A 12,682-nucleotide genomic window follows, 5' to 3' on the forward strand; every position below is an offset into this window, starting at 1 on the left:
CATGTTCCGCTACGCATTACGCCGCCTGCTATTGACCGTGCCGGTGCTACTCGGGCTGTCGGTGATCGTCTTCCTGATCATGTCGCTGATCCCCGGCGACCCGGCCCAGGCCATACTGGGCTCCTACGCGACGCCCGAGAATCTGGAACGGCTACGGGCCGACCTCGGCCTTGATCTGCCCCTGCCTCAGCAGTATCTGGTCTGGCTCGGGAATATTCTGCAGGGCGATCTGGGACGATCCTACGCTCTCAATCGCCCCGTGCTGGATGAGGTGCTGGAACGTTTTGGCGCCACGCTATTACTGGCCGGCACCTCGCTCGTCATTTGCATCTTGCTGGGCGTTCTCGCCGGCATCGTCTCGGCGATCCGTCAATACGGCTGGAGTGATCGCATCATCACGTTGCTGGTTCTGATCGGTATCTCGGTTCCCGCTTTCTGGCTCGGCATGCTGATGATCATGGCCTTTTCCGTCGGACTGCGCTGGTTTCCGACCAGCGGCATGACAGCCGCCTATGGCGGTGGCGGTATTCTGGATATTCTTCACCACCTGGTGTTGCCCGCCTTTGCCCTGGCCATCGTCGCTGCCGGAGTCATTGCACGACTGACACGTTCCAACATGCTGGAAGTGCTGCGCCAGGACTATATCCGTACCGCCCGGGCCAAAGGCCTTGGAGAGGGCCGAGTGGTGATGCGACACGCCTTCAAGGTCGCCCTGGTCAACCTGATTCCGGTCATCGGTGTCCAGGCCGGGTTCGTGATCGGCGGCGCCGTCTACATCGAAACCGTCTTTCAGTGGCCGGGAATCGGGCGCATGCTGGTCAATGCCATCTCCACCCGTGACCTGCTACTGGTCCAGGGGGGCGTACTGGTGGTCGCTGCCAGCTATGTGCTATTCAACCTGCTGGCCGATCTACTGCAGCACTGGCTCGATCCGAGGATCCAGGCATGATGGCTTTCGTCAAACTGATCGCTCGGAACCGGCTGGCCGCGTTCGGCGGCATCATACTGCTGCTGATCATACTGCTGGTACTGATCACTCCCTGGTTGCCACTCGCCGATCCCAATGTCACCGACACCGCCAACCGGCTGTTACCCCCGTTTTCCGACAACCACCTGCTGGGCACGGATGCGCTGGGCCGGGATATTCTCTCGCGACTACTATGGGGCACCCAGATCAGCCTTGCCGTCGGCCTTGCGGCTTCACTGGTCGCGGCACTGGTCGGTTCGACGATCGGCATCGTCGCCGGCTATTTCGGCGGCCGTACCGACAATACCTTGATGCGCGGGATCGACATGCTGATGGCATTCCCTTATATCCTGCTGGCCCTGGCGATCGTCGCCGTCCTGGGGCCGGGGTTGATGAATGCGCTTTATGCCATTGCGATCGTCAATATCCCCTTTTTCGCCCGAAATATTCGTGGCGTTACGGTGGGTATCGCCCATCGCGAATTCATCGATGCCGCCCGCCTGTCCGGCAAGGGCAATCTACGCATTCTCACCAGCGAGATACTGCCCAACGTCTTGCCGGTGATCATCATTACCCTGTCCACCACCGTCGGTTGGATGATCCTGGAAACCGCGGGGTTGAGCTTCCTCGGTCTCGGGGCACAGCCGCCCCAGGCGGATCTGGGCTCGATGCTCGGCGAAGGACGCAAGATGATGCTCAATGCACCGCACGTTGCCACCGTGCCGGGCCTGATGATCTTCCTGCTGGTGATGAGCATCAACTTGCTGGGTGATGGCATCCGCGATGCGCTGGATCCACGCCTGAAGTCCGGGGCGTTATCACGACCGGCACCGTTCACTCGCATTCGTCGTCGCAGGAATTCACTTCCCGACCCCGTCAATGGCAATGCCCTGCTCTCTGTAGAGCGCCTGCAGACCGACTTCGAAGTGGGACACGAGACCTACCGGGCAGTGAACGATGTGAGTTTTGCCATCCATCCCAATGAATGTCTTGGTCTGGTGGGGGAATCCGGCTCCGGCAAATCCGTCACTGCACTGTCGCTGCTGGGCCTCGTCGCCTCGCCGCCAGGCATCATTACCGGCGGACGCGTGGCATTGGAGGGTCGCGACCTGCTCGACCTGCCACCGCGTGACATCCGCCGGATCCGTGGCAAGGATATCGCCTACGTCTTCCAGGATCCGCTATCCACCCTGCATCCGTTGTTTCGCGTCGGCGATCAACTCGTCGAGGCCATTCGACAACACCAACCGATGTCCCATGCAGAGGCCCATGAACGGGCGGTATCACTACTCGAGCAAGTCCGAATCCCCAATCCCGAGCGGCGTGCCGAGCAATATCCTCATGAACTCTCCGGCGGGATGCGACAGCGCGTCGGTATCGCCATGGCACTGGCCAACGATCCACAATTGATCGTCGCCGACGAACCCACCACAGCGCTGGACGTCACGGTACAGGCCCAGATTCTGAAATTGATCCAGTCATTGCGCCGGGAGAAAGGCTCCGCCGTCCTGTTCATCACGCATGATTTCGGCGTGGTCTCGCAGATCTGCGACCGGGTGGCCGTGATGTACGCCGGAAGGATCGTCGAAATCGGCCCGACCCAGGCGATACTCGACACACCTCGCCATCCCTATACACGCCGGCTGATCGACTGCGTACCGCGCCTGGGAGAGCCGGACAATGAACCTGATGCCATCCCCGGCCTGCCTCCTGCTGCCAACCACATTCCCGAGGGCTGTGCCTTCGCCGAGAGGTGTCACCTGGTGGAGGATGCTTGCCGTCAGGGCGATATCGAGCTGATCGCGACCGATGCTGACCGCCAGGTACGCTGTATCAAACCCCTCTCGGTCACCGAACCCAGCACGCCAGGAGTCAGCCGATGAGCGCCCCGCTTCTCGAGATCCGAGGACTGACACGCACCTTTGGCGGTGGACGTCGCTGGTTCCGTCCGAATCAGCCAGGCGTTCAGGCCATCCAGGGCATCGATCTGGACGTGATGCGCGGCGAGACACTGGGCATTGTCGGCGAATCCGGCTGCGGTAAATCGACCCTCGCGCGATTGCTGGTGGGCCTCGACACTCCCTCGAACGGCACGATTCACTATGCCGGCGATGACCTTCAGCAACTGCGCTCACAGGACCGACACGCATTGGCACGGCGTATCCAGTACGTCTTCCAGGACCCGTTGAGTTCGCTCAATCCCCGCAAGCGTATCCGCGATATTCTCGCCGCCCCGCTATACTACCTGCGCGGCCTGGAGGGCCAGGCACTGGAGCGTCGCCTGGGCGAGCTCATGGAAATGGTCAATCTGCGACCCGAATTCATTTCCCGGTATCCACATGAATTCTCCGGCGGCCAGGCGCAACGCATCGGTATCGCTCGAGCGCTGGCCGGCGATCCCGAGCTTCTGGTTCTGGATGAGCCGGTATCGGCACTGGATGTATCCATCCAGGCACAAGTGCTCCAGCTACTGCGACGCCTGAAAGACGAACTGGATCTCACCTACCTCTTCATCAGCCACGACTTGTCCGTCGTGGAAACCATCAGCGATCGTATCGCCGTGATGTACTTCGGTCGCATCATCGAGCAGGCCCCGACATACCGGCTGTTCCGCTCTCCATCACACCCCTACACGCGGGTATTGCTCGATAGCGCCCCGATTCCCGGCGGCCCACCCATCCAGGCCGAAGCCGGTACCGCCGAACTCCCCGATCCGCTGGCACCACCACCTGGCTGCGCCTTCGCACCACGTTGCTCGCGGGCCCAGGAAGACTGTCGCCAGGCCGTTCCCCCTCTGGACAACATGAGCCCTGATGGCGATCATCGGGCGGCCTGTATCCATCCCATCAAAGAGACATGGCAGCGCATCGTCACACAGTCACCCCGGGAATCCAGAGGATGAGTGCATCGACACCTCGTCATCAGCGCCGCAAACGTACGGCGGTCATCGGTGAAGCCATCAAGGAGTACATTGCCAGTCACGGGCTGGGCCCCGGAGACCGGCTGCCCCAGGAATCGCACCTGATCGACGTTCTCGACGCCTCCAAGGGCACGATCCGGGAGGCCCTGCGGGGTCTGGAGTCGCAGGGGTTGATTCATACACGTACCGGGCCCGGCGGCGGAGCCTTCATTACCGAAGTCACCGATGATCGTGCCATGGAGCTGCTGGGCAACTATTTTTTCTTCCGCCCACCGACCATTCACGATATCTACCAGGTCCGAAAACAGCTCGAACCGACCCTGGTCGCCAGCCTCGATGGCCAGTTGAACGACGACGACGTCCAGCAGTTGGAATCGGTCATGTCCTTCTATGACCATCCGCCGGAATCCCTCGAGGAAGAGCGCCAACAACGTATCAAGGAGCTGGAATTCCACCTGCTGCTGGTCGACCACTGCCCGAATCCCTTGCTGGCACTCATGTGTCGTTTTCCGATCCGGCTGCTGATGAGCCTGACCACCTGCCAGCGCATCTACGGCCAACCCTATCCGGAGTTGAGGCGCCAGGGGCATGACTATCAACGCCGACTCATCGACGCGCTACGCCAGGGTCAGGTCGATACGGCCCGCGACATCATGGCGGAACACATGCAAACCGCTCAGGGGCTGATGGAGGAACGTGAAGCGATGCTCGACAAGGCGTTCTTCCGGGCCGAGACGAACGACGATGGCCCCAGTCACGAATACCTGGCCCTGAGCGATCTATTCTCCCGGTCCGACGAGCGCGATTAACCGGCCCGTTCCGTATGTTGCCACCACACGGCAACCAGGCGCGCCAGCGCGACCAACGAATCGACATGGACGCGCTCCCAGCCGTGGGAGGCATCGGCACCGAAGCACGCCAGAGCGTTTCGCAGATCCTGACCGGCCTTGGCGGCCGAATCCCCGTCGCAAAAATAAAAAGGAAAGCAGTCACGAGCATGAGGGATATCGTGACGTTGGCAAAGCTGGAGCACACGCTGCGTCGCCAGCGGATGCAGCGGCCCCAGCGAGTCCATCATGGCGACGGTCACGCCGTCATGACAGACATTCTGACCTTCCCCTTGCGCGGCGATATCGAGATTGAGCACTTCCTCGATACCCTCGATCATCGGCGCCGTCAGCCCCACCCCCAATTCCTCGGCACACGAGACCAACAATCGTGTCCCCGGCGTGGCGGCTCCCGACTGCAACGCCGCCAGTACACAGGCAATGGCCGCCTTGTTGTCGAGATGCCGGGCATTGATGAAGCCAGTATCGGTGACTACTGTCTGGGCATCGATACTGACCAGGCTGCCCACGCCAATGCCGAGCGAAGCCAGCCCCGCCTGCGATGTATCGTTGACATCGAGACGCAGCGCGATGTGCGCCCAATCCGAAGGCTGGGCATCCACCGCCTCGTTATAGACATGACCGGAGGCTTTCTCGGGCAGCAGGGTGCCCCACGCCCGGATGCCTCCATCGTCACCATGCACCCTGACACGGGCTCCCGGGGCGAAGCGCGCGTTCCAGTGTCCGATCGGACGGATCGCGAGGCGTCCATCAGGACGATATCCGACCACCATGGCCCCCAGGGTATCGAGGTGTGCGGTGATCGCGCGCCTCGGGCGATCATCAGGCAACGCCGCCAGCAGATCGCCACGCGCCGTCGTGGTCACCTCCAACCCATGCGCTTCCAGCCGTGGCATCAACCACGCCGCCATCGCCTCGCCGTGAAGCGATGGCGAAGGGATATCCAGCATGGCGGTCAAGCACTCAACGAGGTAATCGCTATCAATGGCAGGTGCTGCAATGGCGGGCATATCGAACTCCCCGGAAACGGATGATGCCATCATGCACCAGGCCATCATTGGATGCCATCAGCTCACGATTTGATTGCGCCCCTTTGTCTTGGCCTCGTAACTGGCGGCATCCGCGCGGGCAAGGACCGAATCGATATCCTGGTCCCCGGCCTGTAACGCCGTCAATCCCATGCTGGGCGTCACGCGATAGTGTTTCCCGTTGTGCTCCACGGCAACGTCGGCAACGGCTTGCTTGAGTTCGTGTGCGGCACGCTGGGCCTGTTCCAGGTTACAACCGGGCATCAGCACGGCGAATTCATCACCGCCATGGCGCGCGACGGAATCACTGCTGCGCACACACGCATTCAGCGCATCGGCAATACGCTGCAGCATTTCGTCGCCGAGGGCATGCCCCCCTTCGTCATTGATCGGTTTGAAGTGATCGAGATCGAACAGCAGCAGCACGGAGGGTGTCGTGGTCTTGCGCCAGGCTGCCAGAGCGTCGGCCAGACAACGTTCGAAACCACGCCTGTTGAGCAGGCCCGTCAATGGATCATGCTCGGCTTCCCAGCGGTGCATCGCTTCCTGTTCTCGGCGTTGGGTGATGTCCTTGACCGTACCGACATAGCCCCTGGGTCGCTCACCATCTTTCACCAGGCTGATATGCACTTCCAGCCAGAGCAGTTCGCCATTGGCGGTGAAATAACGAAACTGGCGCTGAAACTCCCGCCCGGTCGCCAAGGTGTCCTTCCACAGGTCGCGAATATCACTGAATTCCTCGGCATGCAGATGACCGATGACCCCGCCACGCCGATAATCTTCCAGCTCGTGGCCGGTCAGTTCGGACAAGGCGGTGTTGATGTACTCGATGCGCCCGCTCAGGTCACAGACGAACATCCCCACCGGCGATGAGGCCAGTACGGCATCCAGGAACGCCTGCCGGTCCTGGAGCAGAAGGCCGGCATGGCGTCTTTCCTCGACGAAATAATTGATGGTATCGGCGATCTCCTTGAGCTCGCGCATTCCGGTGTTGAGCTCCACGTGTGACTGATCGCCACGCCCGACTCTGGCAATCTGATGCTCCAACCGCCCCAATGGGGCCAGCAACCCACGTATCAGTGCCCACAGGACCGGAATCATCAACGCCAGGGTGATCGCACCGATCCACCATAGCTCGTCGATGAAACGTCCGATCATGACATCGAGTTGGCTCTCCGGCAGATAAACGCCCACGACCCAGTTCGCCGACCAGACCTGCTGATAGGCTTGCAGTGCCTGCTGACCGTTGAGCAACTCGCCTTCGGCGGTGCCGGACCACCCGGACAGTGCCAGGTCCAGTGCGGGATGGGTGTCGACACCGGGGACTTGCTGCATGATCAGCGACTCGTCGGGGTGATTGAGGATCGTACCGGACGCTGTCATCAACGCGGCATAGCCTTCGTCACCGATGCGCATGCTGCGCAGTTTGGAAATCAATGTCCCGCCCTGGATACTGACGACTCCCCCCAACATGCCGTCGAACTCGCCGTCGTCGGTTTCCAGGGGAACAGCGATCATGACCAGGGGAATCTGTGTGGCTCGACCAATGAAAGGCTCGCTGACATAGGCGTCATGAAACTGGCGGACGTACTCGAAATACTCGCGATCCGTGACGTCCAGCCCGATTCTCCCCACCTGAACGGGCGCGTCAGCCACGACTCGCCCTTGGGGCGAGATTACCGCCAGGGCATCAAAGAGCTCCAGCATGCCATCCTGATTCGCCAGCACATCATGCAACCCGTCATCATCCCAGTGGATATCGTCACCCAACCGCGCCAATGCCGACTTTCGGGTTTCCACGGCACGTTCGACATGCTGGGCAATCAGTGTCGCTTCGTACTCCAGGTGTTCACGCGTTGCGTCCGTCAACATGCCCGAGCCGGAAGCGAGCGCACCTATCAGGCCGACGGCGAACAGCACCAGCCAGCCGATGCCCAGGCCCAGCAATAGTCGCGACTGCAGTGTCCCAAGCAACCATTTCATGACGGAACGACCGTGGACGTCCTGATCTCGATACCCGACAAAGCACTTAGGCCTCTGGGTTTAAAACGTGGGTGAAACACCGAGGTTACCATCTTCCAGTACGACATTCCTGGTACGAATACGCGGCGATCAGGGTGTGTCTTCAACACCTACGGGCCGCTCCGGTACCGCTTTGCCTATCACAAAAATAGCTAGAGACAATTATCATCAAGTGATCAATAGATTTATGCTAAATAACGATATCCAGCGTCGCTTCGGTAACATCGCCGGACACATGGCTGACGTGCCTCAATTCATCGTCGAGCGCCAGGTCACGTTTTCTCCTTGCAACGTCAGGGGCCTCTGGCTCCTTCTTCGGCACCCATCCCAGGATGGGTGCTTTTTTCGCCCCCCTCCTCGCGACTTGACGATCTCCGGCTGTCGCTATTGAACGACAGTACAGCATCACGGTCGTAATGACCGATATATCATCATCACTACACCACCGTGTAGCGAACGTCTGCTAGTTGACGAATGTCGGCACTCCAACAATAGTGAGAGACTCAACTAGGTGAATCGCATTGTCTCCACGAAGCGACATTCACCGCTGGAACGCATCGCACACGGAATAATGACCAAAGGACTCGTCGCGTGCCTATGTCTGATGAACTGCAATCCCTATCCGACATCCTCACCGCCCTGCCGCCCTGTCTGACGGCCGAAGGGCATGTCGATACCGATGGGCAGCGTGCTCAGGCACTGGCACTGATGGCGTTCAGTCACAGTCGTGTGGGCATTCTCGTCACCGACGCGAATCACCGCGTCGTCATCGCCAATCACGCCTTCTCGACGATTACCGGCTACGATTGCGAAGAAGTGCTGGGCTGGGATATCGCCCATTTCCACAGCCGCGAACAGAAACCCGAATACTATCAGCAGCGCGAGCAGTTGATTCGCGACCAGCATTGGCGGGGCGAAGTGCTGTGCCAGCGCAAGACCGGCGAGTTCTATCCCGAACTGCTCAATATCGATGCCGTGAGAGACGATGAAGGCCAGGTGACGCATTATGTCCGCACCTTCATCGACATCTCGGACCTCAAGGAGGATCAGACACGTCTGCACATCAAGGCGCATCACGACCCATTGACAGGGCTTGCCAACCGGCTGCTGTTCAACGACCGCCTCGATCACGCCCTCAAGCATGCCGAACGCAACGACCAGATGCTGGCGCTGCTGTTCATCGACCTCGACCATTTCAAGGCGATCAATGATTCACGGGGCCATGCCATTGGCGACAACCTGCTCCAGCAGGCGGCACGCCGGCTGTCACAGGTACTGCGAAGCAATGACACCCTGGCCCGTTTCGGGGGCGATGAATTCGTGGCCTTGCTGGATCATGATGTCAGTGTCGATTCGGCGCAAACCGTGGCCATGCGGTTGCTCGAAGCGCTGGAGGCTCCCTTTCAAGCCCAGGGCGAGCCTCAGCCGTTATCCGCCAGCATCGGTATCGCGCTCTATCCCAACGATGGTGAAAGCCAGGAAGAGCTGTTACGCAATGCCGATTCGGCCATGTACCGCGCCAAGCGTGCCGGCGCTTCACGACATGCCTTCGTCGACAAGGGGCTGAGCCGGCAAATGCAGTCGCAGCTCAGCGATGAGCTCGCTCTCCGGCAAGCACTGACCGACCCCGCAAGCCATTTCAGCGTGGTCTACCAGCCCCAGATGGATCTCACGACCCAGCAACCGCAAGGGCTGGAGGCTCTGGTCAGGCGGCAATCGCCAAACAGCGAGCACGGCCCCCGGGAATTCATGGCCCTGGCCCGCAGCCTGGGGCTCGCGGTTCCCCTCGACCGCTGGATTCTGCACCAGGTGATCGAACAGCATCATCAATGGCGTCAGGAGGGCTCCCCGCTGGGCAAGTTACCGATTGCCGTCAATATCGTCGCCGATCACCTGTTCGATCATCCCGACCATCACGCCTCACTGGATCGTTTTCTCGAAGAGCAACTCGACGATACCGGCTGGCTCACGCTGGAGATCGCCAGCGACAGCCTCACGCATGAACCCAGCACGACGCCGGAGCTGCTGGCACGACTCAAACGCCTGGGCGTCAATCTGGCCATCGATGAACTTGGCGAAGGCCATGTCAATTTTTCCTACCTGGCCCGCCTGCCGATCTCGCAGGCGAAGATCAACGGCACGCTGATCGCCGGTGTCGACGAAGACGCACGAGGCCGACAACTACTTGCCGGCATCGCCCAACTGCTGACCAACCTCGGCATCGACTGCATGGTCGTCGGCGTGGAGGATCAGGCCGGTCTCACCGCCCTCACCGACCAGGGAATTCAGCATGCCCAGGGCTATCACTTCGCCCACCCGATGCCGGCCGGTGAGCTGGAAACGTGGATGCGTATGAGAGAGGGGCAAGGGGACAGTCGCTAGCGTCAGCGCTATCGAATACTCACACACGACAAAGCCGGCCCGAAGGCCGGCTTCTTTCTTTCATGACGAGCAACTCGTCACATGGGGATCAAGCTCGACTTAGAAGTCGTAGCGGACACCCACGGTAGTCAGGATATCATCATCGAAACTGCGGAATTCCTCTTCAACCGTATCATCCGTCAGGCTTTCCTGGTCCTGCTGGTAGACTTCAGCAAATGCGTACATCTGGTCGCTGAAGAAGTAGTTGGTGCCCAGCATCCAGCGGTTGAGGGTTTCGTCTTCGTCACCCAGTTCTTCATCAACATGGGCATACTGACCATAGATCTGAGCGTTGTCCATATAGTCGGCAGTGAAACCAACCATGGCGATATCAGTACCTCGGGCACCAAGCTCTTCGTTCTCATCCTGAGTCTCGTAGCCGGCACGCAGGCTCAGCGCCGGCAGCACCTGATAGCTGGCATAGGCACCGAAGATATCTTCGTCGTTGCCCACGTAGTCAGGAGTATTGTCCGACCCACTGAATGAATGCTTGTCCTGGTCCCACGTAATGGCACCATAGAACGGCCCTTGCTCGTAGGAAACTGCCGCTTGGGCACTGATCGTGGACGATTCACGCTCTGTCTCAGCGGCACCCTCACGAGCAGGATCATTGGAACCATTACCGGTATGATGCTTGCCTTGTAGCCAGGTGGTGAAGCCCGCGAATTCCGGCGACTTATAGGCAATGGAATCGCCGTGAGACTGGTTGTCTACACTGGTGATGGATTCCCAACCGGCGTTTTCCGGCACATCGAACAGCACGGAACCGGCCTGGTAGGTGATGGCATCGAAGTTACCGGCCCAGAGCTGGCCGTAAGTCTGGCTCTTCACACCAGCATAGGTGTTGCGGACCTGGAATTCAGTGTCCGACTTCTCATCCATATCAGCGCGGAATTCCATGCGGCCGAAGACGGAGAAGTCCTGGCTGACCTGCTCTTCGGCGATAAAGCCGAAACGCGACCCCAAGTCAGTAAACTCCGAACCATCAGACTTGACGTCACCATCTTCCTGCACACCACCAGTAGTGACAGCGAGGGCCAGACGACCATAGACGTCCAGCTTGGTGCCGTCCTGATCATAAACGGTTGTTGCGGCCTGAGCAGCAGCGGAGGCGCCCAGGGCACCGGCAATAGCAGTGGCTAACAGCGTCTTTTTCATCGCGATTGTTCCTTTCACTAGCTTTCTGTTTCGATCGTTTCTGCAGATTGCAGTTGGCTTGCCTGGCATCCGAGACGTGAGCGAAGACGAGTCAGCAAACACTGTTCGACTGTTGCTCAAAGCCTCCTGCCGCTGCGAAGCCTTGTTATAATCCAATGCTCGCAGGGAAACCATATACCGGGATTTGCGTTAGTGCAAGAAGAAAAAACACCGTTTTCATTCCTTTTACGCGAAAACCCGGGAACTTTTCCCTCATTCCAAGGTCGTGCCACCACCCTGGCAACGCCTGGAAGCTTGCCAGCACCTTGTGACAGGCACATGACCGACATTGGCGAACCCAATGATGTGTCAGGACAACAGCTTAGTGCAATACCCCAAACGTTGGAATGTCATGCAAGCATCAACGCTCATGCTTGGCGAGCAGTTCGCCGATCTTGCGCTCCAGGCGCTCCGCCCGGTCCTGCTGCTGGCGCCGCTGCTCCTTGCGGGCCTTCTGACTGCGGTCCTGAGCACGTAGCTCCTCGAGCTGGCGACGCGCGTACTTGGCCTCGCCTTCGGTGACTTCGCCGGCATTGGCACCGTCGAGATCGACCCGTTCGGCACCGGCCCGCACGGCCTTGAGGTAGCGCGGCAGGTGCACATAACAGGCCAGGGCGCGGCGTACCAGTTTTTCCGGCCACGGCTCACGGGCCATGAGATCCTTGTGGATGCCGATCTTGAGCGGCCGGGTGTGTCCCTTGAAAAAAGTCTCGGTATATCGGTGATACCACTCGTCCAGCAATGCCTGGGGGCTGGGCGCTTCACCGATCGGCAAGCGGTTCTGACTCGACTCGCCATCATCACGCTGTGGCGGATCGGCCTGGGGAGTGCTGGGCGCGGCAACGTCATGATCGGCTGAATAGCGGGGATTCACCGGCGTTGTTCGTTCGTTGGGGGTGTCATCCGCCGGCTGTGGTGCGTTGCCGGATGGCGAGGGTCGCGAGTCAGTTCCGGGATTGCCGCGCCGGGCCATCAAGGCCGCCAGCCCCTGGCTGCGGTGGCGTTGGGCCGGTTGGGGTGACGATGTCGCCGCAGCGAGTTGTTCCTGCAGTTCGCGCTGGCTGGCCTGCAACTCTCGATTACGGGCGGCGAGTTCCGCCACGCGCTCCTGCATGGCCAGCCTCTCGTCACGGTGGCGCTCGACGTGCTGTTCCAGTGCATCGAACAGCGCATTGACGCGTTGATTGAGCATGGGCCAAGCCCCTCCCTGACCAGGCGTGATCCGAAAACCGCGCTATGAATGCATCGATAAGTCAGTGTGTGCCAGGTTGGCGATTAT

General features: G+C 60.0%; 9 protein-coding genes. 5 read left to right on the top strand and 4 right to left on the bottom strand.

The genetic code is table 11. From position 1 onward, the window contains the following. Position 1 precedes the first annotated feature (1 nt). From BLW01_RS01880 to BLW01_RS01895, 4 genes are read left to right on the top strand one after another with little or no spacing between them, the layout of a single operon-like run. A complete protein-coding gene (locus BLW01_RS01880; protein ID WP_092567794.1) occupies positions 2-949 on the top strand; it encodes an ABC transporter permease in 948 nt (315 codons plus the stop codon). After that, complete coding sequence (locus BLW01_RS01885; RefSeq protein ID WP_217635474.1) at positions 946-2,850, top strand: dipeptide/oligopeptide/nickel ABC transporter permease/ATP-binding protein; 1,905 nt, start codon at positions 946-948, stop codon at positions 2,848-2,850. Before BLW01_RS01880 ends, BLW01_RS01885 begins: the two co-directional genes overlap by 4 nt. Further along, positions 2,847-3,869, top strand: coding sequence for an ABC transporter ATP-binding protein (locus tag BLW01_RS01890; protein ID WP_092567795.1), 1,023 nt, complete (start codon positions 2,847-2,849; stop codon positions 3,867-3,869). The genes BLW01_RS01885 and BLW01_RS01890 overlap by 4 nt, the downstream gene beginning before the upstream one ends. Then, positions 3,866-4,696, top strand: coding sequence for a FadR/GntR family transcriptional regulator (locus tag BLW01_RS01895; RefSeq protein WP_092567796.1), 831 nt, complete (start codon positions 3,866-3,868; stop codon positions 4,694-4,696). The genes BLW01_RS01890 and BLW01_RS01895 overlap by 4 nt, the downstream gene beginning before the upstream one ends. On the opposite strand, the gene BLW01_RS01900 is transcribed toward BLW01_RS01895, so the two are convergent. Together BLW01_RS01900 and BLW01_RS01905 are read right to left on the bottom strand one after the other, a co-directional pair. Beyond that, a complete protein-coding gene (locus BLW01_RS01900) occupies positions 4,693-5,778 on the bottom strand; it encodes a zinc-binding metallopeptidase family protein (RefSeq protein ID WP_175529738.1) in 1,086 nt (361 codons plus the stop codon). The genes BLW01_RS01895 and BLW01_RS01900 overlap by 4 nt on opposite strands. 24 nt (positions 5,779-5,802) lie before the next feature. Continuing rightward, positions 5,803-7,746, bottom strand: a complete 1,944-nt coding sequence (locus BLW01_RS01905; RefSeq protein ID WP_092567798.1) for a diguanylate cyclase domain-containing protein — start codon at positions 7,744-7,746, stop codon at positions 5,803-5,805. Between the two features lie 636 nt (positions 7,747-8,382). On the opposite strand from BLW01_RS01905, the gene BLW01_RS01915 reads away from it, so the two are divergent. Then, positions 8,383-10,167 carry a putative bifunctional diguanylate cyclase/phosphodiesterase gene (locus BLW01_RS01915; RefSeq protein ID WP_092567800.1) on the top strand — a complete coding sequence of 595 codons (1,785 nt, stop codon included), beginning with the start codon at positions 8,383-8,385 and terminating at the stop codon, positions 10,165-10,167. Between the two features lie 99 nt (positions 10,168-10,266). Here the strand turns inward: BLW01_RS01915 and BLW01_RS01920 are convergent, their stop codons facing one another. After that, a complete protein-coding gene (locus BLW01_RS01920) occupies positions 10,267-11,364 on the bottom strand; it encodes a porin (protein ID WP_175529739.1) in 1,098 nt (365 codons plus the stop codon). A gap of 400 nt (positions 11,365-11,764) precedes the next feature. Continuing rightward, positions 11,765-12,595, bottom strand: coding sequence for a ProQ/FINO family protein (locus tag BLW01_RS01925; protein WP_092567802.1), 831 nt, complete (start codon positions 12,593-12,595; stop codon positions 11,765-11,767). Positions 12,596-12,682: the final 87 nt, after the last annotated feature.

Source organism: Aidingimonas halophila (assembly GCF_900106955.1).
GTDB classification, from domain to species: domain Bacteria; phylum Pseudomonadota; class Gammaproteobacteria; order Pseudomonadales; family Halomonadaceae; genus Aidingimonas; species Aidingimonas halophila.

Coding starts and splice junctions, on each gene's coding strand:
- BLW01_RS01895 (WP_092567796.1), top strand. CDS start 3,866: ATGAGTGCATCGACACCTCGTCATCAGCGCCGCAAACGTACGGCGGTC.
- BLW01_RS01915 (WP_092567800.1), top strand. CDS start 8,383: ATGTCTGATGAACTGCAATCCCTATCCGACATCCTCACCGCCCTGCCG.
- BLW01_RS01880 (WP_092567794.1), top strand. CDS start 2: ATGTTCCGCTACGCATTACGCCGCCTGCTATTGACCGTGCCGGTGCTA.
- BLW01_RS01885 (WP_217635474.1), top strand. CDS start 946: ATGATGGCTTTCGTCAAACTGATCGCTCGGAACCGGCTGGCCGCGTTC.
- BLW01_RS01925 (WP_092567802.1), bottom strand. CDS start 12,595: ATGCTCAATCAACGCGTCAATGCGCTGTTCGATGCACTGGAACAGCAC.
- BLW01_RS01905 (WP_092567798.1), bottom strand. CDS start 7,746: ATGAAATGGTTGCTTGGGACACTGCAGTCGCGACTATTGCTGGGCCTG.
- BLW01_RS01900 (WP_175529738.1), bottom strand. CDS start 5,778: ATGATGGCATCATCCGTTTCCGGGGAGTTCGATATGCCCGCCATTGCA.
- BLW01_RS01920 (WP_175529739.1), bottom strand. CDS start 11,364: ATGAAAAAGACGCTGTTAGCCACTGCTATTGCCGGTGCCCTGGGCGCC.
- BLW01_RS01890 (WP_092567795.1), top strand. CDS start 2,847: ATGAGCGCCCCGCTTCTCGAGATCCGAGGACTGACACGCACCTTTGGC.